We start from the raw sequence: 22678 nt of genomic DNA, 5'->3' as shown, positions 1-22678 counted from the left end.
CGCCGATTTCCTCCGACTCGCCCGACTTCGAACCCATCATGAACGACTCGACCGAACCTCTCGCCCCGCTTTCCGCCGAAACGGCGGCGGTGCCGCCTGTCGCGCGCGACACCGCACCCGACGCGCCGCTGCCCCGTCGCGGCCGCAGGCTCGCCGTGCCGCTGGCCGCGCTCGCGCTCGCCGCCGCGCTGCTGGCCGCCGGCATCGTGCCGCGTATCGATGCGCGCGCCGCGCAGCGCGTGCAGGTGGCCGCGCAGCAGGCGCTGCCGGTGTCCGTGATCCGGCCCGGCGCCGCGCCGGCCGACCAGACGCTCACGCTGCCGGGTGCGGTGATGCCCTACGCGGAAGCGTCGATCTACGCGCGCACGAGCGGCTACATCGCGCACTGGAGTGCGGATATCGGCACGCACGTGAAAGCCGGGCAGACGCTCGCGCAGATCACGGCGCCCGACCTCGACGCGCAGTTGCGTCAGGCGCACGCCGACACGTCGACCGCGCAGGCGAACTACGACTACGCGAAATCGACCGCACAGCGCTGGCAGGAGATGCTGAAGACGCAGTCGGTATCGCAGCAGGACACCGATACGAAGGTCGCCGACATGAACGCGAAGCGCGCGATGCTCGCCTCCGCGCAGGCGAATGCCGCCCACCTGAACGAACTCGTGTCGTACGAATCGGTGACGGCGCCGTTCGACGGCGTGATCACCGCGCGCAACGTCGACGTCGGCACGCTCGTCACGGCGGGCGGCACACCGGGCAGCCCGGGGCTGTCGGGCGAGCTGTTCCACCTCGAGCAGACCGACACGCTGCGCGTGTTCGTCGACGTCCCGCAGGATAGCGCTGCCGGCGTATCGGCCGGCACGCCCGTGTACCTGACCACGCAGCAGTATCCGGGCCGGCGCTTCGTCGCGCGCGTGGCGCGCAGCGCGGGCGCGATCGATCCCGTGACGCGCACGCTGCGGGTCGAGATCGACGTCGACAACCGCGACGGCGCGCTGATGCCGGGCGCGTATGCGCAGGCGCACCTGCTCGTCGCGAGTGCGGCGCCCGCGTTCGAGCTGCCGGTCAGCGCGCTGCTGTTCCGGCCGAACGGCGTGACGGTCGCGACCGTCGCCGCGAACGGCACCACCGCGCTGAAGACCGTGCAGATCGGCCGCGATTTCGGCACGCACGTCGAGATCGTCGCGGGGCTGGCCGCGACCGATCGGGTGATCGACAACCCGGGCGATTCGATCGCCGACGGCGAGACCGTGAAGATCGTGGCGCTCGAGCCCGGCGCGGCGCAGGCGGCTGCGCGGGCCGGCTCGGCTACCGGCGTGCCGGCGGTGCCTCGCGCGGTAGCGGCCGCGACAGCACCGGCCGCCGTCGCGGCGCCCGCGTCGACGCCGGTTGCGACGTCGGTCGCGACGTCGACGCAGTCCCACGGCTGACCGTTCATGACAACCCGCGAGATCTCCACCATGTGCCTCTTTCATCCGCTTCCGTTCGCACGCCGCGTCGTCGCGCTCGGCATCGCCGCCGCGTTGACCGCATGCTCGACGCTACCCGCCTATTCGCCCCCCACCGTCGCGGTGCCTGCGCGCTATGCGGGGGTACCGGCTACGGGCGTACCGGCTTCGGGCGTACCCGCTTCGGCCGCCCCCGTCTCCCAACCCGGCTGGAACGTCGCCACGCCCGCCGATGCCGCGTCGCGCGGCCCCTGGTGGACCGTCTTCGACGACGCCGCACTGAACGCGCTCGAAGCGCGCGTCGACATCTCGAACCAGACCGTGAAGAAAGCCGTCGCCGATCTCCAGCAGGCGCGCGCGATGGTCGGCTACCAGCGTGCGGGGTTCCTGCCGACCGTCACGGCCGGCGTCGCGCAGAGCCGCTCGCGCTTGTCGCAGAACAAGCTCGGCTCGTCGCTCGCCGGCAAGACGACGCCCGACTACCAGGCCGGCGTCGCCGCGAGCTGGGAACCCGACCTGTTCGGCCGCGTGCGCGACGCCGTGACGGGCGCGCAGGCGAATGCCGACGCGAGCGCGGCCGACCTGCAGGCCGTGAGGCTGTCCGTCACGGCCGAGCTCGCGACCGACTATTTCGCGCTGCGCTCGCTCGACACGCAGAAGCAACTGCTCGACGAAACGGTGCGCGCGTATGCCGATGCCCTGAAGCTGCTGAAGCAGCAACTCGCGGACGGCGCGATCGACGCGTCGGCCGTCGCGCAAGCCGAGACGCAGCTCGAATCGACGCAGACGCAGGACACCGACATCGACGCGTCCCGCGCGCAACTTCAGCATGCGCTCGCGACGCTGGTCGGCGAAAACGCGTCGACCTTCACGCTGCCGCCGCGCGTGCAGGCATTCGACGTGCCGGCGATCCCGGCCGGCGTGCCGTCGCAACTGCTCGAGCGGCGGCCCGACATCGCGGCGGCCGAGCGGCGCGTCGCGGCCGCGAACGCGCAGATCGGCGAGGCGCGCGCCGCGTTTTTTCCCGACCTGGTGCTGTCGGCGAGCGCGGGGCTCGAAAGTTCGTTCTTCGCGCCGTGGCTCACCGCGCCAAGCCTGTTCTGGTCGCTCGGCTCGCAGCTCGCCGGCACGCTGTTCGACGGCGGGCGCCGCAGCGCGTCGCTGCACGCCGCGCATGCGCAGTACGACGGCGTGGTCGCCGATTACCGGCAGACCGTGCTGACCGCGTTCCAGCAGGTCGAGGATCAACTGTCCGCGCTCGATGCGCTCGCATCGGAAGCGAACAGCCAGCAGCGCGCGACCGACGCGGCCGACCTGTCGCTGAAGCTGACGACCAACCGCTTCAACGCCGGTGCGGTCAGTTATCTCGACGTCGTGACCGCGCAGACGATCGCGCTGTCGAACCGGCGCCTGGCCGACCAGATCGCCGCGCGCCGGATGGAGGCGGCGGTCGCGCTGCTGACGGCGCTCGGCGGCGGCTGGAACAAGGATACGGATATGGATGCGCACGCAACGGCTGCCGCGCACGCGGCCGCTACGCCGTCGGCGTCCTGACGAACGTGAGGATGAAGCGCGTGCCGGCCGCGTCGCTTTCGACGCGTACGGTGCCGCCGTGCAATTCCATCACCGAACGCACGATCGCGAGGCCGAGCCCGGCCGTGCCGCCCGGCACGCCGCCGCTGCGCGCGGGGTCGCCGCGCACGAAACGCTCGAAGATGCGCGGCAGCAGCGCGGGATCGATCGGCTCGCCCGGGTTCGCGACGACGACGTGCACCGCATCCGCCGTTTCGTCGACGCTCATCGCGATCACGCCGCCCGCCGGCGTATAGCGCAGCGCGTTCGCGAGCAGGTTGCTGACCGCGCGGCGGAACAGTTCGAGATCGGCGGTCAGTTGCCCGTGCCCGTCGACGCGCAGCGTCGATCCTGCTTCGTCGGCGAGCCCTTCGAAATAACCGGCGATACGCTCCAGTTCGTCGTGCACGTCGAACGCACGCTGCCGCGTGACGAAACCCGGATGCTCGGCGCGCGCGAGAAACAGCACGTTCTCGATCATCCGCGCGAGACGGTCGTATTCCTCGAGATTCGATTCGAGCAACGCCTGGTACTCGTCGGGCGAACGCGGCCGCGCGAGCGCCACCTCGGTCGCGCCGCGCATGTTGTTCAGCGGCGTGCGCAGGTCGTGCGCGAGATCCGCGCTGAATTGCGACAGGTGTCCGAACGCCTGCTGCAGGCGGCCGAGCATCGCGTTCTGCGCGTCGACGAGCGCCGTCAGCTCGCGCGGCGCACGCGACGCGTCGAGCCGCGTATCGAGCTTGTCGACGGTGATCCGGCCCGTGTTCGCGACGATCTCGCGCAGCGGCGCGAGCGATGTGCGGATCAGCCCGTAGCTGAGCAGCATCGCGAACAGCGCACCCAGGCCGCCGGCGATCTTCAGCCGGTCGCGGTAGCCGTCGAGCATCGCGGCGCGATCGCTCATGTTGCGCGCGATCGCGATCCGGATCGTCGAGTGGTCGCGCAACTGTGCATCGCTGACGACGCCGCGCACGGATACGCCGCCGCCGGCCGTCCAGGTCGCGATCCGGTCGGTGGTGATCCGTTCGTTCGCCGGCACCGGCGTCGCGTGCGGCGGGAACAGCTCGGCGTCGGGCAATGCCGGCAGCGCGGGCGAGGTGGGCGAGGTGGGCGTCGATGCGGCTGCCGCCGGCTCGGGCGAGTCCTCGAACCCGGTGCGCTCGACGTTGTGGCGCGCGAGCACGTTGCCCTGCCCGTCGACGACGGCGATCGACAGCGCCGCGTTGCCGAGCACCTGGCTCGTCAGCCGGTCCGCATGCGTGCGCACCGCGTCGAGCGAATCGAGCTCGCCCGCCAGCCGGCGCGTGTGCCGCGCGGCGAGCACGATGTCGAGGTCGTCCTGCGTGCTCACCTGCCGCTCGAGGGCCGTATACACATAGGTGCCGACAAGCGCGAAGACGGCGAGCATGGTCGCGCCGAACGCGAGCGCGAGCGTCGCGCCGATCGAGCGGCCGATCAAGCGGCCGAGCGTCATGCGGCGTCCTTCGGTTCGAGCACGTAGCCGACGCCGCGCACCGTATGGATCAGCTTGACCGCAAAATCGTCGTCGATCTTCGCGCGCAGCCGCCGGATCGCGACTTCGACGACGTTGGTGTCGCTGTCGAAATTCATGTCCCACACGTACGACGCGATCTGCGTGCGACTCAGCACCTCGCCCTGCCGGCGCGCGAGCAGTTGCAGCAGCGAGAATTCGCGCGGCGTCAGGTCGATCCGCACGGTGCCGCGCTTCACGCGGCGGCGCACGACGTCGATCTCCAGGTCGCCCACCGCGATGCGCTCCGTCTCGCGCGGCGGCCCGCGCCGTGCGAGCGTGCGGATCCGCGCAAGCAGCTCGACGAATGCGAACGGCTTCACGAGGTAGTCGTCGGCGCCGAGTTCGAGGCCGTGCACACGATCCTGCACGTCGTCGCGCGCGGTCAGGAACAGCACGGGCGTCGCATGCGTGTCGCGCAGCCGCTTGAGCACGCTCCAGCCGTCGAGCACGGGCAGCATCACGTCGAGCACGATCACGTCGTAGCTTTCCTCCTGCGCGAGCGTCAGGCCCTCGCCGCCATCCTTCGCGAGATCGACGCTGAAGCCGGATTCCTCGAGCCCTTTCTTCAGGTACGCGCCGGTCTTCGGTTCGTCTTCGACTATCAGGATGCGCATGGTCGGCTCCGTCGCATGGGGTGGTGACATGCGCCGATGTTACCGGGAAACGCGGCGCGCGAGCCGCATCGTGCAAGCGCGAAACGGGCGGATTACAAATCTGTAATCGGCGGGTCAGCGTCGTGACTGCCGCGGCAACCAGAATGGGATACGTGGGGCCGCCCCACTCGCCCGTTCGTTCAACCCACCAGGGAATCGCCATGAAACTCTTCACTGCCTTTGTCGTTGCCGCGCTGAGCCTGCCGTTCGGTACACAGGCCTTCGCCCAGTCCACGCAGGCGCCGCTCACGCGCGCCGAAATCTACCAGCAGCTGATCGATGCCGAAGCCGGCGGCCTGCTGCCGACGGACCGGAACGACTATCCGCCGTCGCACGCGCAGATCGCGCGCAATCGCCAGCTTTACGCGCGCGCGCATCCCGATGCGGCGCCGGTCGCGACGGCATCGGCCGGCAATTGATCTCCGCCTGTGTCCGGCAGCCGGCCGACAGCCGGATCGCGCGCCGACCCGGCGCCTGTCGGCGGATTTCGCGGCACCCGCAGCCGGGCCCCCGAAATCCTTGTGGCTCAGGCGCTTGAGCGCACCGGCCCGACGGCCGCCCGCCTGCCCGACGACGTGAAACGATGAACGCGAAAAAAAACCCGTGCTCGGCCCGGGCGTGCCGGCCGCATGCGTTGCCGGCGCGATCCTGCTCATTGGCCGGTTCCCGGCCGCCGCTTCACGCCTCGCCTCACGCCTCGCCGCTCACTCGCGGCGGTGCGGTCGAGCGCCGCCCGTCTCGGCGACGCGGTCGACCCAGCCCCGGTAGAACGCGCGGTACTTGAGCACGAGCTTGTCGTACCTGCTGTACGCACCGCCGCCGTCCGGCTTCATCCCGTTCCAGATCCTGACGTCGTACCCCGCGGCCTGTCGGGTCTGCAACCCGAACAGCACGTAGTCGGTCGCGCGGCGCAAGGCGCCGCCCACCTTCTTGATCGAGATGAGCATGTGCATGACGTTTTTGCCGTCGCTCACCGGCGTCACGCACTGGAGCAGCTTGTACTTGAAGTCTCCGTCCAGCGCGACGGTCATCACGCACCCGCCGGGGTAGCCGTCGAAGTGCAGGTTCATCTGCGACATGTTCAGGCCGAGCGCACGCGACAGCATGCCGAGGGGCCCGAAGTACCGGTTCACGGTGAAGTCGATCCCGGCACCGAACCACGCGCCCGCCCGGGCCAACGGCTCGACCTCCGGCCACGGGCGCCAGTCGTCGAACAGCTTGAGTTCGAAGGCCGAGATCGGGAGCGCGTGCACCGGGGTCGCGTGTTGCGCGTCGTAGAAGTTCTCGACGATCCGCAAGACCGCCGTCGTCGTCTCGAACGCGAAGTGCAGGTGCATGAAGTCGCCGTTGTCGACGTCGGCCGCGGCGATTTCGGGCAGCGGGTGCAGCGGCTGCGGGGAGCCGTACCAGACCCACACGTAGCCGTACCGCTCCGCGGTGACCCACGTCGGCTGACGCGCGCCGCGCGGAACGGGCTCCAGCTGCCGCACCACCTGGCTGTGCCCGGGGATGTGAACGCACCGGCCCTGCTCGTCGTACCGCCAGTGGTGAAACGGGCACTGGATGCACCCGTCCGTGACCCGCCCGTCGGCCAGGTTCGCGCCGAGGTGCGAGCAGTGGCGATCCATCACCACCGCCCGCCCGGTCGCGCCGCGCCACGCCACGCACGGACGGCCGAACAGCGTCAACTCCGTCGGCTTGTCCTTGAGGTCGTCCGAGCGCATCGCGACGTACCAGCTCGCGGCCACGCGCGTGGTCGCGTCGTACACCCCCGGGGCTTGCTCCGTGGCGACCGCTTGATCGAATTGAACGTCGTTCATCGTTTTCCTGGCGGTGTCGGCCGGCTACTTCAGCGCCAGGCCGATGCGGGTCGTGATGTACGCCTTGAGCAGCGCGAACATCGGGTTGTAGTCGAAGTACCGTTTCACCTCTGCCGGCGCGCTGGTTTGCGTCCAGTGCATCAGCTTCATCGCGGGCACCAGGCTGTACTTCGAGTTGTTGAGTTGCGGCCTGGCACCGGTGATGCAGTACCCGAAGCCGAACATCGGCCTGGCGAACTCGCGTTCGTCGATGAGGGCGTGAATCCGCGCCGCGGCCTCCCCGGCCTCCTTGTGCCCGGCGCTCACGGCCTCGACCTCGGCCTTGGCGTCGTTGAACAACTGGTAGTACCCCTCCATGTCCGCGCACAGGTATCCGAGGTACGGAGGGTCGTTGTCGAGGTGGTCGAGGTCGCCCTCGTCACGCGACGCGCGGAACCTCGCATGGGCCTGCACGAGCCGGAACTGCCCGAGGATCGTGCCGACCGCCCACAGCCGGTGGAACGCGTCCCACAGGCGGAAGTCCGCGAACGCCGTATAGCAGCAACTGACGAAGTCGTCGTTGTGGTCCAGCAGCTTCTGCTGCAGGCGCTCGATGTACTCGAAACGCTCGGGAGAAAAGTCGTCGTCGCGCAGCGCCTTGATGAGGCGCGCCGCGAGCGCATGGATGGTCACCGCGGTGTTCTCGAGCCCCCGGGAGAACAGCGGGTCGATGAACCCGTTCGCATGCAGCATCAGGCAGTAGCGGTCGCCGACGCAGGCACTCGACGAGAATTGCAGGCGGTCGGTCTTGACCCAGTCGCGCACCGGCACGGCGTCGCGGAACTGCGCCGCGATGCTCGGGAACCGCGCGAGGAACTCGTCGAATTCCTGCTGTGCTGAGATGTCGGTTTTCGGATAGACGCGCGGGTCGAGCTGCAGGCCGACGCTCACCAGGTTGTTGGTCGATCGCGGGTGGTTGTTGAACGGAATCACCCAGAGCCAGCCGCCCGCGAACATGTGGTGCAGGGTTCCCTCGTGCCAGCGCCAGCGCTGCCCCTTGACCTTGAAGATGTCGTCGAACGGCTTGACCCCGAGCATGTGCGTGTAAATGCTGCGCGAGTGCGTCTTGAATCGGCACGGCTCTTCGCGGAGCTTGAACTTGGTCGCGAGCGGCGCGCGCGGCCCGCCGCAATCGATCATGTACCGTCCGGTGAACCGTTCGCCCTGGGCGGTGGTCACCGCGACGCCGTCCTTGTCGGCATGGTATTCGGTCACGTTCGTCTTCTGGCGCACCGTGCAGCCGTACTTGATCGCGGCCTGCAACAGGTAGGCGTCGACGTCCTGGCGGTAATAGTGGCTTTCCGGGCCCCACGGCAACTCGGGAATCACGCACTGCGTGAATTCCTTCGGGTCGTGTTCCTGGCCGGGCTTGTGGAACACGAAGCCGAAGTTGCGCTTGATGCCCGTGCTCGACGCGACGTAACGCTGCGTCGCGTAGAACGACGTGATGCGGTCGAGCTCCGGAATGCCGTAGCGATCGGCGATGATGCGATTCATCAGGGACGTCTCGGGGATCGACGATTCGCCGATCGTGAAGCGCGGGTGCGACGACTCCTCGATGATCAGCACGCGAAACTGCTGGTTGGCCAGGATCGCCCCCATCTGGGTGCCGGACATGCCCGACCCGAGGATGATCACGTCGAAGTGGTTGCTGTCGCGCCCGTTCGCGGGGCTCTTTTGAGTCATGGGGGCACACTCTCCTTGTGAGATGGAACACATGGCCGCACGCGTCGGGTGTCGGGCGTCGGGTGTCAGGGCTCGTCGAGCGCGGCGCGAAGGCGGGACCGCACGGCACGCGTGAGCGTGAGCAGATCGCCGAGCATGCTGGGCGCGTACCCCCCGCTGCCGATCGTCGGGCCGCTTCGCCCGACTTCGTACGCCCGCTCCGCCAATTTGACGTGCGGCGCGCGGAAGCGCAGCAGGATCTCGAAGACGCGGTCGAGGGCGGCCAGCCCGGCCACGACGGACTCGCCCCGCGCGCCGGTCGCCTGCACCTCGCCGAGCACGCGGTCGACGAGCGACGGCGCCCCGGCGAACCGCGCGTAGATCGCCCCGAACGCGGGAAGCACGTAGGGCAGGTACGTCTCCTTGAATTCCCGATAACCCGGGTGGTCCGATTGCGAACCCCACAGCACGTGCTCCAGCACGAAGAGCGGCATTTCCACCGCGCCGGGGCCGAGGTAGCTCCGGCCTCCGACCCGAATCGGTTCGTAGTACGGCCGAAGCTCGTCGTAGAAGACCTGCACCGAGATATAGCGGTAGGCATAAACGATCGATTCGACCATCTTGTGAAGATAGTCCGCCAGCTCGTCGCACCCTTCGGCGAACGACGGCGACCGCAGGGGCACGTCGTACAGCTCGACGGTCATCCCGATGGCCGCCTCGAGCGCCGCCATCGAGATGCGCACGCTCTCGAGCAGGTGCGCTTCGTCGCGCAGCCCGGTGTAGCTCCGCTGCGCGTCGGCCGCCGCGGGGTTCCAGACCGTCACGTGCAGGAGCGTCTCGCGCGGCGGCAGGCCGGTCACGCGCGCCAGGTCGAGCAGCACCGGCTCGAGCCCGGGCACCGCGTCCACGGGCTCGTGGCCGTGCCGCTTGAGCGAGCCCAGGAAGAACCCGATGTCCCGCATCGCGGCGGCGGCTTCGACGAAGCCCCAGCCGGCGGGCACGCCGCGCACCGGGAGGAACTCGCGCAACAGGCCGACGATGCCGGGCACGTCCTTTTGGCGGTTCAGGCCCGGCAGTTGCAGAACGAGTGCCCGCGCCCGCAGCGGATCGCAAGCCGCCACCGCGGCGTGCGTCGCCGCGAATGCGCATGCGCGGTCGAGGGTGCGCTCCACTACAGGATTTCCGGCGCCGCGAGCGTCGGCCCGGGCTGGCTGCGAGACAACCCCGCGCCGCCGTCGCGCAGCGACCGCAGGTAGTCGTAGTTGGTCGGCAGGCTCGTCCGCAGACGCTCGGCTTCGCGCCGGATGCGGGCGAACATCGCCTCGGCCTTGTCGATCGACTCCGGCCGGTGCTGCAAGAGCGGCAGCGACCGGTCGGGCAGCAAGCCCAGGCCCGCAAAGATGCAGTAGTAGTTTCCGTTCAACCAGAAGTTCCTGAATTCGTAGTCGAACGTTTCGTAGTACGTGGAATCGTCGAACGACGTGGTGGTCAGCGGCAACCCTGCCTTGTAGCGCTGAACCTTTTCCTTGATGGCGTCCGAGAGGCGCAGGTCGTGCCGGTTCGCGAGCCAGAACGGCGTGTCGTCGCGCGACGCGGTGAAATAGTGCGCCTGGACGAAATCCCGGCAGTCGTCGAACATGTGGACGATCTCGGCGTTGAATGCGTCCGCCAGCCGCGGGTCGAACGAGGTATCGGGGAAGTGCTTCACGAGCTGGTAAAGCGCCGCGTAGATGAAGTAGATTCCCGTCGATTCCAGCGGCTCCAGGAAGCACGACGAGAGCCCGATCGCGACGCAGTTGTTGACCCAGGCCCGCCCGTTGCGCCCGACCCGGAACTTGATCTGGTTGAGCGGCTGCTTGTCCGAGAGGCCCCAGAGGTTGAGGAAGTCGGCGGTGGCCTGGTCGCGCGACGTGAACTTGCTGGAGAAGACGTAGCCGCTGCCGAACCGGCCCAGCATCGGAATCTTCCAGGTCCACCCCGAATTCATGGCGATCGCCGACGTGTACGGCTCGACTCCCACGCGCGCATCGGCGTTCGGCACGGCGCTGGCGACCGCGCTGTCGCACAGCAGGTAGTCGGACATGTCGATGAAGGGCTCTTTCAGCGCCTGGTTGATCAGCAGCCCCCGCATGCCCGAGCAGTCGATGAACAGGTCCGCCTCCAGCGTGCGCCCTTCCTTGGTGGACAGGCTGGCGATGTGGCCGCGTTCATTCAGGTGAACCTGCTCGACCTCGTCGATCACCTGTTTCACCCCGCGCTCGATGGCCCAGCGCTTCAGGAAGTCGGCTACCAGGTGCGCATCGAAGTGCCACGCGTGGGACATCTGGCGGGTGCCGTCGGACAGGCACGGTGCGAGCTTGGCGTCGAGCGCCCCGGGCTGCGGGTAGCACGCGTACTCCATCGGCTGCTGGAAGCCCTGTTCGCGCTTGCGCATCCAGTAGTGGGTAAGCGGCACGCCGTCGCAGTTCGGCACGGTGCCGAACAAGTGGTAGAAATGATCGTCGCGCGAGCGCTCGGGGGATTTCCTCCAGTTCACGAACTTGATGGCGGCCTTGAACGCGCCGTTCACCTGGGGCATCCACTCCCGCTCCGGTATCCCGAGGAAGTCGAAGAACACCTTCTGCAAACTCGGGATGGTCGCCTCGCCCACGCCGATCCGGGGGATCGCCGCGGACTCGACGAGCGTAATGCTCGTGTGCTGCTGGAGTGCCCGGACGAGGTACGAAGCGGCCATCCAGCCCGCGGTGCCGCCGCCCACGATGACGATATTCTTGATCGGGTTGCTCATGACACGGTTCTCATAGGATTTGAAACCTGAAGGGATAGTGCCGCCTGATCGAGCTGAACGCGTAAATCGTCTGGTAACGCGCCATGAATGGATTGGCTTGCCGATGCGGCAATTGCCATTAGCGTATCGAATACACCTAAAACTTCAGCTTTCCGAAGCTTTCCATACCGTTCGCGTAACCTGCCAGACACACCTTAACAGCGTTCACGTCGGCACATCCCGCAAAATTTCATATCAATTTTCATTACCCCAGAGAAATATTCAATCCATAAAATATCGTCCAGATACTTTCTCGACAAGCATTTACATTTTTAAAAATCAATCATTTCACTTTCATACAACGCATCAATTTATTGTATAAAAACGATAAATGAACTACCCAATTAACGGGAAACGAATGAGGTCGGCACCATTTGCGAAACGATGATGTCGACCCTTGCGCATTTCGGCGAACTTGACCTGCCCCCGGCGATGAGAGGGTGCTGCCCGACAGGCCTTAGCGGTTGAGTACGGAAAACGCCAGCGTGCCCGCGAACATCGCCAGCACGACCGACGCGCCGCGAAGCAGCGTTCCGGTATGGGTGGCCAGCGACCGGCGCGCCGTCAGGACGCCGCCGACGACAAGCCACATCGAACCGATCGTCACGGCGAGCACCGTGAAGACCGCGATCGAGCAAAGATAGAACGGAACCGATACGAAAGCCTGCGGGGGAAAGATCGCCGTGGCGAACAACAACGCCTTCGGGTTCATGGTTGTCGCGACGAACATGTCGCGAAAGCCGATGGTGCCCGACCGGATACCGTCAAGGTGCGGGCTTTTCCATAGCTGCAGGGCGAGATAGAAGATGTAGGCCGAACTCCCCAGTTTCAGCACATCGTAAAGCCAGGGCCGCGTGGCCGCGAAGGTCGCCAGGAAGAAACCCCACAGGGATATCGCGAAGCCGTAGCCCGATGCCTCCGCCACCAGGAGTCGCGACGATTGCCGGAAGCCGACCTTGATTCCCGAGGACAGCAACAAGGTATTTGTCGGGCCTGGCGTGGCCAGGACCAGCGAAACGTAGAGTGCCATCTTCAACATCACCTGGAATGTCGGCATCTTGCTTCCTTGGTGTCGATGACGGTCGCCATGTGTCGGGGCGAGTTGTCGTATCGGTTGGGGTCATTCTGCATTCGGGCTGCTGTGGGCGTGCGCGACAGGCGCTAGCTGTGCCCGGCAACCATGCTAATGGCGATCAGAGCAAACCAACTGGTTTCAACGGGATTTTTGGGAATGATGAATTTGTCACGGCATTGCCGTTTCGCAGCGAATTGTACGCCGCCGATCCGAATTATGCCGCGCCTGAAAATGCCTGCGCGTGATTTAAAATAGACGCAATCAATGTTACTCAATCACACATTTTTTATTCTGAAAAGCAAAGCGTAACTTTCCACGTGATTGATTCGATTACGTGCCATTAATCGCTTAATCGGGTCACGACGATCAGGATGGCCCCAATAGCCGCGAAGAGAATCGCGCGGTAAAGGCAAGCATCACCTGCGCATCACTTTGAATACGCTGCGGGCCAAATCCGCCAATGCCGCCAATGGCCGGATCCATATAGGTTAATAGCAGGCACCGATCCTGCCGTTCGGCACGCTGACTTTCACACCGTCCACGCTGGCGTCGCTCACGCGCGCCGAAGTCTGCCAGCAACCGATCGATGCCGATACCGAAGCCGACGCACTGCTGCCGACCAACCGTAACGACTGTCCGCCGTCGCACGCGCATCCCGATGCGGCACCGGTCGATCGTCGATCAACGGTAGAGGGCCGCGTCGCAGACGCCGTCCCTTTTCATTCGCTCCACCTCTTTGTTATCAGGAATCCTTTCATGTCGGTCAGTAGAGCGATGCATCATCCATGCGTGAGGCGGACGTGAGTGAACCCGGGGCCTTCCCGCCAGCACGGCGCGATGCCCGCCACTGAATCATCAGCGTCGTGCCGGTCGCGCCGATCGTCGTTCACCTGATACGCATGACGAAACCGGTCTCGGTGCAGAACGATACGGCTACGACGAATGGCCTTCAGCCCGTCGTTTGCGCGAACGACTTCAGGTACTTCATGCCGGTGTCGCACATGATCGTCACGATCGTGGCGTCCGGGCCAAGCCGTTCGGCGAGTCGCAATGCACCGGTTACGTTGGCTCCGGTCGACGTACCGCAGAACAACCCCTCTTCGGCGGCCAGTCGGAACGCCATGGCTCTCGCCTCCTCCGTGGAGACACGCTCGAGCTCGTCAGCAATCCCGTTGCGCCAAAGCGGCACGACATAACCCGCGCCGATCCCGTCGATCTTGTGCGCTCCGGTAGAGCCACCCGACAGTACCGCAGATTCGGCCGGCTCCACACCGGCGATCCGAATGCGTGCATCGTGTTCGCGCAAGCGCCGCGAAATCCCGCGCAGCGACGCGGCCGTGCCGACGCTCTGGACGAAACCGTCGAGGCGGCCGCCGGTCTGCTCCCAGATCTCGTCGGCCATCTTCGTATAGGCGTTGAGCTGATCGGTGTTTTCCATCTGCGCCGTGATGTATGCGCCCGTCTCGCCGGCAATTCGATGCGCTTCGCGAATCATGTCCTTCGTCAGCTTCTCGGTTTGCTTGCCGTTGTCGCTGGGGACGAGCGTCAGCTTCGCGCCCAGCAGGCGCATGTGATCGAGCTTTTCCTTCGAGAACGCATCCGATGAAACCAGATGCAGCGGATGCCGCTTGACGGCACACACCAGCGCCAGCGACACGCCGGTGCTGCCGCCGGTGTATTCGACCACTGCGCCGCCGGGCTTCAGGCGCCCATCCCGCTCGGGAGCTTCGATCATCTCGAGCGCGATCCGATCCTTCATGCTGCCGGTTGGATTCTGACTTTCGAGCTTGACGAAAAGGCGTGCGCCGTTCTTCGGGACGACGTTTCGCAACGGGACGAGTGACGTGTTGCCGATCGTGTCGAGGATGTTGCCGGGAGTCGATTTCATGGTGACCTCTGAAGTAAGCGGGCAAGTGAAACGCAAGTGCGTGGGGTTAGCTCGCGTGTCCGAGCAATGCAACAGCGAACGTGAGCGTCGCCGCGAAGCCGGCCAGGAAAGCGATCGTGCGAACGACGGGAATGCCGGCGGCGTAGACCACGTAGTGAACCAACCGGGCACCCAGATAAAGCTTGGCCGAGAACACCGTCGCCGGGCCGCTCGCCCCCGTCATCGCGCACATCAGCACGAGCGGGGCGAACACGGCGAGATTCTCGATCGCGTTCGCATGCGCGCTACGTGCGCGTTCCGCCCACGGCGGATCGGGCGGACGGGACGGATCGGGATTGTTCAGGGCCGCCATCAGGCCACGCGTCGTGATCCTGGCCAGCATGTACGGAATCCACATCAGCAGCGTGGCGAGTGCAGTGAGCGTCAGCAGGTGAAGTTCTGGCGAAAATGTCATCGGATTGGCCTTGTCGAACAGAAGGTGCGGCAGAGATCTGCGGATGCCGGAAATGCTTCGCAGTCTAGACTCGCGACGAGGTCTGATCCATAGTCACAAATGACATTAATAGCGACAATCGCGACACCCGCTCGACATGGAATCCCGCAGTCGTTCGACCGCGACGATGCATCGTTGGCGCGTGGCACAAACGCGCCACACGTCGCCCACCGCATTCATTCAGACCGCACGCGACACAAGCTCGCCGAGAACCGCATCCAGTTCGATGTGCCCGCGCATGATTTCTTCCGGATTACTTTCGAAATCGATCCAGCCTTCGTTGAAGCCGTCCAGCATGCGCATGCGGGGTAGTGGATGTTTCATGCCCTGCGCGCGGAACAGCGCTTCCCACGTTCGCCTGTCGACGCCTTCCGCGCGCACCGGCCGGCCCAGAACGCGAGCGAAGGCGAGTGCAAGATCGTCGGGGCTCACGCGGCGCGGGCCCTCGAGCTCGACGACACGCACACCGCGCCAGGTCTGCTGGAGCAGTTCTGCCGCGACGCGACCTACGTCCGCGGTGGCGACCATCGGCACCGGCTTGTCGAGCGGCTGCAGGTAGCTGGCGACGACGCCATCGTCGCGCGCGGACGCGACGTCCCACGCGGCGTTCTCCATGAACCAGCCGGGCCGCAGGAAGGTCACGGGCATCGGCATCTCGCGCAGCGCCTGTTCCATCAGCGTGCGTTGCGTGAGCAGATTGGGCTCGTCAGCCTGCGCACCGATCGTCGACAGGCAAACGACCTTTTCGGGGCGCGCCTGCAGAAGCGCCGCGGACACGGCCTCGATCACCTTCCGCGCCTCGGGAAACCCGGGCTCCGGATCGAACTCCGAAGGCGGCAGGATGAAAACGCCCGCAGCGCCCGTGAACGCGGCGGTGAGCGACGATGGGTCTTCCATGAAGGCGGTCGCAATCTCGCACCCGCGCGCCGCCCACGCCCCTGCCCGCGTCGTGTCGCGCGCGACCGCGCGCACCGACCGTCCCGAGGCCAGCAGCTCGCTGGCCAATGCGCCGCCGACCTTGCCGGTGATGCCTGTTATCGCATACATGCTCGTTCTCCGTGTGTGAATACGTCGGTCGCATTCTGGCCAAACATCGAGCGAAACAAAACGACATGGATGGAAGCAGATAAGTGACAACGCGTCACTAATTCGGCATGATCGACGCAGACGACCGGCATGGCCGCGTTATCCGGCGTCGGCGTGTCGGCCTTCCGTGGGTCGCCCGCGATCCGCCACCGTATGCACTCGAACAACCATGAGATCCAGTAGCGAGAAACTGTCCGGCAGCATCAGCGTGTTCGCCGCCGTGGTCGATGCCGGCACGTTTGCGGCTGCGGCCGACGTAATAGGCATGACGCCGCCGGGCGTCAGTCGAGCGATTGCGCGACTGGAAAGAAGGCTGAACATCCGGCTTTTCAATCGAACGACGCGGTCGGTGTCGCTGACTGAAGAGGGCCGCAGGTTTTACGAGCAGGTCATGCCGCATCTTGCCGGGCTGGAGGAAGCAGCCGCGGCGGCCGCGGGCGGCGCCTCCGTCGTGCGCGGAAAGCTGCGAATCAACCTGGATCCCGTCGTTTACCGGGCCATTCTCGGGCAACGACTCGATGCGTTCATGGACGCGCATCCCGACCTCGAAATCGAGCTCATCGCGCGAGACAGCCTGGGCGACCTCGTCATGGATGGCTTCGACCTCGCCGTGCGATTCGGCGAACCGCGATCGTCCAGCCTGATTGCGAGAAAACTGCTCGATACCGGCGTCGTGACGGTCGCGGCGCCGTCGTACATCGCTCGCCGGGGACGGCCGGCCAAACCCGAGGATCTCGAAAGCCGCAGCCATCGATGTCTTGAATTTCGCAACCCGGAGACAGGCAAGCCGTTCGCCTGGGAATTCCATCGTCGGCGCAAACGCATCGTGGTCGACACCCGGGGGCGCCTCACGGTCAACGATCCGGGCGCCCTGCTCGGCGCGTGCCTCGCCGGTTCAGGCATTGCACAGATGCTGCTGCTCGGTGCCGAGCCGCTGATCGCCGACGGCCGGTTGATCAATCTCTTTCCCGAATGGGCCGACGAGCGGTATCCGTTATATGCGTACTACCCATCCCGGCATCACGTGCCGGCCAAGACCCGGGCGTTCCTGGATTTCATGGTCGAACTGACGGGTATTCACGGGCGCGCCGGCATGCGCTAGTGCCGTTCCGGCGGCGCCCCACGGCCCCTTGGCTCGGCATTCGCAGCGTACGGCAGCGCCGCTTTTCAAGGCCGGACACTACCGATTGTCGGCGCGCAATTCCCGCACCCCACGGCCGAGCCTGCGACGCAACAAGGCCCGCAACGTCGCCGCATCCGCGTAGCCGACCTCGCTTGCAATCGTCTCCAGGTCGTAACCCATCGACACGAGATTCTGCGCCCGTTCGATGCGGAGATCCTGGACGAACGCCAATGGCGACTTCCCAAGTACCGCCTCGGTACGGCGCTGCAACGTGCGCGGTCCAACGGCTAATGCGGCGGCCGCCGCCTGAAGCGAAAAACCCGTGGAAAGATGCTCGCGGGCCCATCGCTCGAATCGAGCGACCAGCGGATCCGCATGGGCAAGGTAATCCGGAATGATGTATTCGGCCTGTGACGAACGCTTGTCGATCAGCATGAAACGGGCAACGAGCGTGGCCAGTTCGGGACTCGCTTGACGCAGCAACCACAGCGCAAGGTCGAGATGGCCCATGGCCGACCCCGCCGTCACCAAGCGATCCGCGGCGACGACCATCCGTGAATCGTTCAGATCGACTGCAGGATAACGTTGCCGAAAGAAGGGCGAGAGCGACCAGGTGGTCGTCGCCTCGCGATGATCCAGAAGCCCGGCTTCCGCCAGCACGAACGTACCGATGCAAGCGGCGGCGACGCCGACGCCATCGGCATGCCACGCCCGAAGGTGCGCCATGGCATCGCGCACGTCCGGACGCTCCAGCGCCTCGATCAGGCGCTCCGGCTGCCTGATGCCGGGCGCGGGCACGACCACCCAGTCGGCATGGCGTGCGCTGCTTGCGGGCTCCGCCAGCATGGACAGTCCGTGCGCGGTACGGACGCGCCTGCGTACGCCGACCACTCCGACGTCGAAGGGCGGCGCGGCAAAGCCCTGAGCGGCAGCCAGTTCGTTGGCCATCGCGAAGGTATCCAAAAGCACCGTCAGGCCGGTGTCGAACAGCCCTTCGAGCGCCAGAATGGACAATCTCATGTCGTAAACACATCTATTAATGTCATTTACGACTATAGCCCGCTTTCCGTGAAAAACCTAGACTGCACAGCAATGCGGCGAAGATTTCTCCAACGACGCCGTCCATTTCATCTCGACCGCATCGGACATGCTCGCGCTGATTCGGTTGCGGCTCTCCAACCTTGTTTTGCTGGAACACACTCGACATGTCCAAAACTATTCTGATAACCGGCGCCAGCAGCGGCTTCGGCCGCGACACTGCAGAAGCGCTCTCGGCGGCCGGGCACCGGGTATTCGCGTCGATGCGCGACGTCGCCGGCCGAAACAGGCCGCATGCCGATGCCCTTCAAGCGAAAGGCATGCACGTCATCGAACTGGATGTGACGGACGATGCGTCGGTCGAGCGAGGCGTAGCTTCCGTGCTGGAAAATGCCGGGCATCTCGACGTCCTCGTCAACAACGCAGGTATCGGATCAGCGGGTATTTCCGAGGCGTTCACGACAAAGCAGGTGCAGGCGCTCTTCGACGTGAATGTATTCGGCATCCAGCGAACGTCGCGGGCGGTGCTGCCGACCTTCAGGAAACAGGGCGAAGGCCTGATCGTGAACATCGGTTCGATACTCGGCCGCGTGACGTTTCCGTTCTTCGGTCTCTATGGCGCATCGAAGTTCGCGCTCGAAGCGTTGACCGACAGCTACCGCTATGAGTTGTCGACGTCGGGCATCGACGTCGTTCTCGTTCAACCCAGTAACTATCCGACGAACATTTTCGCCAGCGCGCAGCGGCCCGCCGACGCCGCGCGCGTACCCGGCTACGGCGAGGCCGGTGCGATTCCGGACAAGATGGTGGAGACGCTCATGGCGCTGTTCGCGAGCGACCACGCGCCGAACCCGCACGACGTCGCCGACGCAATCGTGCAGCTTGTCGCACAAGCCAACGGTACTCGCCCGCCGCGTTTGATCGTGGGCCAGTCATTCGGCGCCGACGCCCTCAACGCTCAAGCGGCTTCGATTCAGGCGCAGGTGCTCGAGGGCCTCGGGCTGGCACACCTCGCCGAGCCGAAAGGGCGATCCGCCGCGGCTTGAAGGTACGGTCGACGCAGAAGCCGACACCGATCCGACGCGCTGCCCCCAGTTCGTTCAATTGCCGGGCGCGAGGTCGTTGGCAAACCGGTTCGTATAACCGAGCGTACCGACGCCGCCGATGGAGTTGCACGTCGACGATGCGGCGCCGGGCGGGCAATCGACGTCACGGTCGAACGACCAGAAGTGGACACCCACGAGGCCATTCTGTTTCACGAACTGCGCAACGGTGTCCGCATCGGCCGGCGTAAAGGTTTCGCCGCTCACATCGTTGCCGCCGATCATCGGCGTCAGCTCGATCTGGCTGTACGGCACGCCCCAGTGATCGTGCAGGTTCATCGCCGCCTGGATCGCCGACTGTCCCATCTGGCAGGTGCCGTTCGCCACCACGCAGTTCCCCGCCCCCGCCGACCCGTAGTCCATCGTCATCAGGTCGATGGTGTAGTTCTTCAGGCCGTGCGCCTGGATCGCCTGCATGACCCAGTCTCCATACACGTTGAAGCTGTCGGGGGCGCTGGCGCCCCAGGAGCTGGCCGTGGTCGCGCCCTGCTGGGAAGGGGCCAGTGTCGCGAGCGTAAAGCTGAAACGCAGGCCGGGATAATTCTGCTGGGCGACTGCCACGCGCCGGACGAGATCGTCGATCACCTGTTGTGTCTGCCCGCCCTCGATATCGAAGTCGATCCCGATGAGGTTGCTCGACGCATAACGATTGATGAAGGCCGCCATGCCCGCATCCGACCCGCACGTGAACATGCCGGCCGCGCCGCCGGTGGAAATCACGTAATTCACATTGGCCGCGGTGAAAAGCGGCACGTTGGCGGCCGCCATCGCGCCGCCGTCGACGCCCGCCCAGTTCTCGCTGCCGCATTCGCCGGTCGCAAACGCGAGCGTCAGCGTGCGGACACCGGCTGGCAGCACCGACAGCACCGGGCTCATCTGACCGGTGACGTTCGACGAGATGACGTTCGTGTTCCAGTTCATCGAAATCGTCGCGTCCTTGTACGGGCTATAAACGAATGCCGGCGCCGTGCCGGTACCCGTCCCGGCTGCCGCGGCGGTGCCGGTGCCAGTGCCGAAGGACGACCATGCCAACAGAAGCGCCAGCGCGCCCTTCAGGGTCGATCGCTGCATGATTCCGGATCGGTTGCTCTTCATTTTCACGCCCTCATCGCGTTTTACGCATTACCGGCATCGGTCTTCCACGCGATCCATGCCGGGGAATATTTCAGGAAGACGCGCTCCGCCCACGCAGGCGTAACGGAAACCCGCCACGTCACGCGGACGGCAAGCGTCGGCATCGTTGATACGGACTACCAAATCAACATCGTGATCAGAACAGCCATGCGGCTCCTCCACCCGGTGGCTTCCCCTTTCGATCGACAAAGCTCCACCCAGGTCGAATTCACAAGAAATCAACCTTACAAATTGCCACCTGAAGACGAATTTCTATATTGATTCTGTTTTTATCTCTACGACGGAAAAAACGACGACTTCGGTCTATGCTGGTGAAGCATGTGCACGCCACTTTCGCGCAAGACCGGATGTCCGTCACAAGCGCGATGCAGGCGGTACGTGAAGCCGTCACGCAGGCTTGGGATAGCCGTGCCTGCCACGCGGCGGCGGATACGGGTCTTTCGACAGCCGATGTAGTGATGCTTCAATCCGACGCCCACGTTTCGTTTGGTTATACTACATAATCGTCAGGCATCAACCCTTGAATCGAGTATTTTCACCCATATCGAAACCGGAAATATTCACGCGATCGCATTGCCATATTGAAATTATCGCCATTCGATAATTCAACCGGATATCCCGCAGCCATTTGGCTGATTGTTCAAATCAACGAAATTCAGGCGATGCGATCGGGCTTCATCGTATTGGCGGCCGACCCGCGATGACGTCACGTTGCCGTCCCTGATGCATCCACCGAACCCGGAGGCCGAACATGACTGTCCATCTCGCCCCCCAAGCGTCGACCCGCACCGCCCAACTCATCACCCGGGTGTACGCGAGGCTCCTGCTGGTCGGCTTCGCGCTGGTGCCCGCCTATCTGATCGCCTACCTGTACTTCTTCCAGGACCCGTCGCTGAAATTCGAGAATCACGCCTTTCACGAGCTGGCGATCGCGGCCGCCACGCTCGAAGGCGCGTTCGTCACGTATGTCTGCTGGCGCTGCTATCGCCTGTCGGGTGAGCCGTTGCTTCGCTGGCTTACGCTGGGCTTTCTGGGCTTTTCCGTCATCTATGCGTTGCATGGCCTGTTCACCGGCATGGCGCATCACAACATCTGGCTGTTCCTGCTGTACGGGCCGGCATCGCGCCTGACCATGTCGATCCTGATCCTTGTCGGGCAGCTCACGTACAGTCACAAGGCCGACAGCGCAGCGACCCGCGCCGATCCCCGCATCTGGTTACCCTGGCTCGCGCTGTTCGGGCTCGTCGACGTCGCGGTCGCCGTGATCGCCTTCTCGCCGGTGGCCGGCCACCTGTGGGTGCGCCTGTCGATGGAAGGCGGCGCACTGCTGCTCTCGGCCGTGAACGTCGTCGCGCTGGTCGTACGTCGCATCCGCTCGCCGCTGATGACGATCTACGGCATTTCGGTCACGTCGTTCGCCCTCTCGTCGCTCGCCTTCATCCTCGGGCGGCCCTGGAATCACATGTGGTGGCTCACGCACGCGATTTTCGCAGCCGGCTTCTTCCTGCTCAGTTTCGGCGTGGTTCAGGCCTTTCAAACGACCCGTTCGTTTTCGAAGATCTACAGCCAGGCGGAACTGTTTGCCCGGTTGAGGGACGCGATGGCCAGGACGGAGCGCGCGTTGCAGGCGCTTCAACACACCAACGAAAAACTCGAGCACCTGGCGGCCACGGACCCACTCACGGGCGCGGCCAACCGGCGGCAATTCATCGAAAGCGTGGAAGCGGAAATCAACCGGGCCAAGCGCAACGGCGCGCCGTTCTCGCTGCTCGCGCTCGACCTCGACCACTTCAAGGCGATCAACGACAGTTACGGGCATCAGGCGGGCGATCAGGTGTTGCAACGTTTCGTCGACAAATGCGCCGATGCGATCCGGCCGTACGATGGCGTCGCGCGGGTGGGCGGCGAGGAATTCATGGTGCTGCTGCCGCAAGCCGCGCTGGACACGGCCCGGTCGATCGGCGAGCGCATCCGCGCGGCGATCGCCGGCGCGCCGTTCGAAGCAGGCATCGGCGAACCGATCAAGGTCACCGTGAGTGTCGGCGCCTCCGAATTCGGCCGGGACGGCGAGACGATCGACGCGATCCTGCGCAAGGCCGACGAACGCCTGTACCGCGCGAAGCATCAAGGCCGCAACCAGGTGGTCGCCGGGTAAGCCGGTTGCCGTGTCAGTGACGCTC

Annotated in this window: 19 protein-coding genes; 7 read left to right on the top strand and 12 right to left on the bottom strand. The window is 65.3% G+C overall.

The window, feature by feature from the left end; genetic code table 11:
* Positions 1-38: 38 nt before the first annotated feature.
* Positions 39-1430 (top strand): efflux RND transporter periplasmic adaptor subunit, encoded by a 1392-nt coding sequence (locus DPV79_RS01105; RefSeq protein WP_113044542.1) that lies wholly within the window; start codon positions 39-41, stop codon positions 1428-1430.
* 30 nt (positions 1431-1460) lie between these two features.
* Positions 1461-3002: an efflux transporter outer membrane subunit gene (locus tag DPV79_RS01100; RefSeq protein WP_113044541.1), complete on the top strand. Its 1542-nt coding sequence runs from the start codon at positions 1461-1463 to the stop codon at positions 3000-3002.
* Here DPV79_RS01100 and DPV79_RS01095 read toward each other — a convergent pair.
* Entirely contained in the window at positions 2983-4494 is a 1512-nt protein-coding gene (locus DPV79_RS01095; RefSeq protein ID WP_113044540.1) for a heavy metal sensor histidine kinase, read from the bottom strand. The genes DPV79_RS01100 and DPV79_RS01095 overlap by 20 nt on opposite strands.
* Positions 4491-5168 carry a heavy metal response regulator transcription factor gene (locus DPV79_RS01090; RefSeq protein WP_021160488.1) on the bottom strand — a complete coding sequence of 226 codons (678 nt, stop codon included), beginning with the start codon at positions 5166-5168 and terminating at the stop codon, positions 4491-4493. Before DPV79_RS01090 ends, DPV79_RS01095 begins: the two co-directional genes overlap by 4 nt.
* A 200-nt stretch (positions 5169-5368) precedes the next feature.
* Here DPV79_RS01090 and DPV79_RS01085 point away from each other — a divergent pair, with 200 nt between their 5' ends.
* A complete protein-coding gene (locus DPV79_RS01085) occupies positions 5369-5626 on the top strand; it encodes a DUF4148 domain-containing protein (protein ID WP_059492936.1) in 258 nt (85 codons plus the stop codon).
* A gap of 285 nt (positions 5627-5911) precedes the next feature.
* Here DPV79_RS01085 and DPV79_RS01080 read toward each other — a convergent pair whose 3' ends face one another.
* The 5 genes from DPV79_RS01080 to DPV79_RS01060 form a co-directional block, all read right to left on the bottom strand.
* Positions 5912-7027 carry a Rieske 2Fe-2S domain-containing protein gene (locus DPV79_RS01080; protein ID WP_059492937.1) on the bottom strand — a complete coding sequence of 372 codons (1116 nt, stop codon included), beginning with the start codon at positions 7025-7027 and terminating at the stop codon, positions 5912-5914.
* 24 nt (positions 7028-7051) lie between these two features.
* Positions 7052-8752: an NAD(P)/FAD-dependent oxidoreductase gene (locus DPV79_RS01075; RefSeq protein ID WP_048027462.1), complete on the bottom strand. Its 1701-nt coding sequence runs from the start codon at positions 8750-8752 to the stop codon at positions 7052-7054.
* Positions 8753-8817: 65 nt separating this feature from the next.
* Entirely contained in the window at positions 8818-9903 is a 1086-nt protein-coding gene (locus DPV79_RS01070; protein WP_113044539.1) for a monodechloroaminopyrrolnitrin synthase PrnB family protein, read from the bottom strand.
* Positions 9903-11519, bottom strand: a complete 1617-nt coding sequence (locus tag DPV79_RS01065) for a tryptophan halogenase family protein (RefSeq protein WP_113044538.1) — start codon at positions 11517-11519, stop codon at positions 9903-9905. The genes DPV79_RS01070 and DPV79_RS01065 overlap by 1 nt, the downstream gene beginning before the upstream one ends.
* A gap of 496 nt (positions 11520-12015) precedes the next feature.
* Complete coding sequence (locus DPV79_RS01060) at positions 12016-12615, bottom strand: LysE family translocator (protein WP_060067513.1); 600 nt, start codon at positions 12613-12615, stop codon at positions 12016-12018.
* Between the two features lie 110 nt (positions 12616-12725).
* On the opposite strand from DPV79_RS01060, the gene DPV79_RS42465 reads away from it, so the two are divergent.
* Positions 12726-12878, top strand: a complete 153-nt coding sequence (locus DPV79_RS42465; RefSeq protein WP_165843473.1) for a hypothetical protein — start codon at positions 12726-12728, stop codon at positions 12876-12878.
* A 704-nt stretch (positions 12879-13582) separates the two neighbouring features.
* On the opposite strand, the gene DPV79_RS01055 is transcribed toward DPV79_RS42465, so the two are convergent.
* From DPV79_RS01055 to DPV79_RS01045, 3 genes are all read right to left on the bottom strand, one after another.
* Positions 13583-14593, bottom strand: coding sequence for a PLP-dependent cysteine synthase family protein (locus tag DPV79_RS01055; RefSeq protein WP_244321689.1), 1011 nt, complete (start codon positions 14591-14593; stop codon positions 13583-13585).
* Complete coding sequence (locus tag DPV79_RS01050) at positions 14568-14975, bottom strand: MAPEG family protein (RefSeq protein ID WP_048027470.1); 408 nt, start codon at positions 14973-14975, stop codon at positions 14568-14570. Before DPV79_RS01050 ends, DPV79_RS01055 begins: the two co-directional genes overlap by 26 nt.
* 219 nt (positions 14976-15194) lie before the next feature.
* Entirely contained in the window at positions 15195-16061 is an 867-nt protein-coding gene (locus DPV79_RS01045; protein WP_113044536.1) for an NmrA family NAD(P)-binding protein, read from the bottom strand.
* Between the two features lie 208 nt (positions 16062-16269).
* On the opposite strand from DPV79_RS01045, the gene DPV79_RS01040 reads away from it, so the two are divergent.
* Positions 16270-17202: a LysR family transcriptional regulator gene (locus DPV79_RS01040; protein WP_113044535.1), complete on the top strand. Its 933-nt coding sequence runs from the start codon at positions 16270-16272 to the stop codon at positions 17200-17202.
* Between the two features lie 78 nt (positions 17203-17280).
* On the opposite strand, the gene DPV79_RS01035 is transcribed toward DPV79_RS01040, so the two are convergent.
* Entirely contained in the window at positions 17281-18243 is a 963-nt protein-coding gene (locus DPV79_RS01035) for a GlxA family transcriptional regulator (protein WP_059686248.1), read from the bottom strand.
* A gap of 185 nt (positions 18244-18428) precedes the next feature.
* Here DPV79_RS01035 and DPV79_RS01030 point away from each other — a divergent pair, with 185 nt between their 5' ends.
* The gene (locus DPV79_RS01030) at positions 18429-19307 is read left to right on the top strand and encodes an SDR family oxidoreductase (RefSeq protein ID WP_113044534.1); all 879 of its coding nucleotides are present in this window, start codon (positions 18429-18431) and stop codon (positions 19305-19307) included.
* A 54-nt stretch (positions 19308-19361) separates the two neighbouring features.
* Here the strand turns inward: DPV79_RS01030 and DPV79_RS01025 are convergent, their stop codons facing one another.
* The gene (locus DPV79_RS01025; RefSeq protein WP_244321688.1) at positions 19362-20435 is read right to left on the bottom strand and encodes a chitinase; all 1074 of its coding nucleotides are present in this window, start codon (positions 20433-20435) and stop codon (positions 19362-19364) included.
* An 814-nt stretch (positions 20436-21249) separates the two neighbouring features.
* On the opposite strand from DPV79_RS01025, the gene DPV79_RS01015 reads away from it, so the two are divergent.
* Positions 21250-22653, top strand: a complete 1404-nt coding sequence (locus tag DPV79_RS01015; RefSeq protein ID WP_113044531.1) for a GGDEF domain-containing protein — start codon at positions 21250-21252, stop codon at positions 22651-22653.
* The last annotated feature ends 25 nt before the right edge of the window (positions 22654-22678 follow it).

Source organism: Burkholderia reimsis, from assembly GCF_003294055.1.
GTDB lineage: Bacteria > Pseudomonadota > Gammaproteobacteria > Burkholderiales > Burkholderiaceae > Burkholderia > Burkholderia cepacia.
This window is presented reverse-complemented; position numbering and strand designations above follow the sequence as displayed.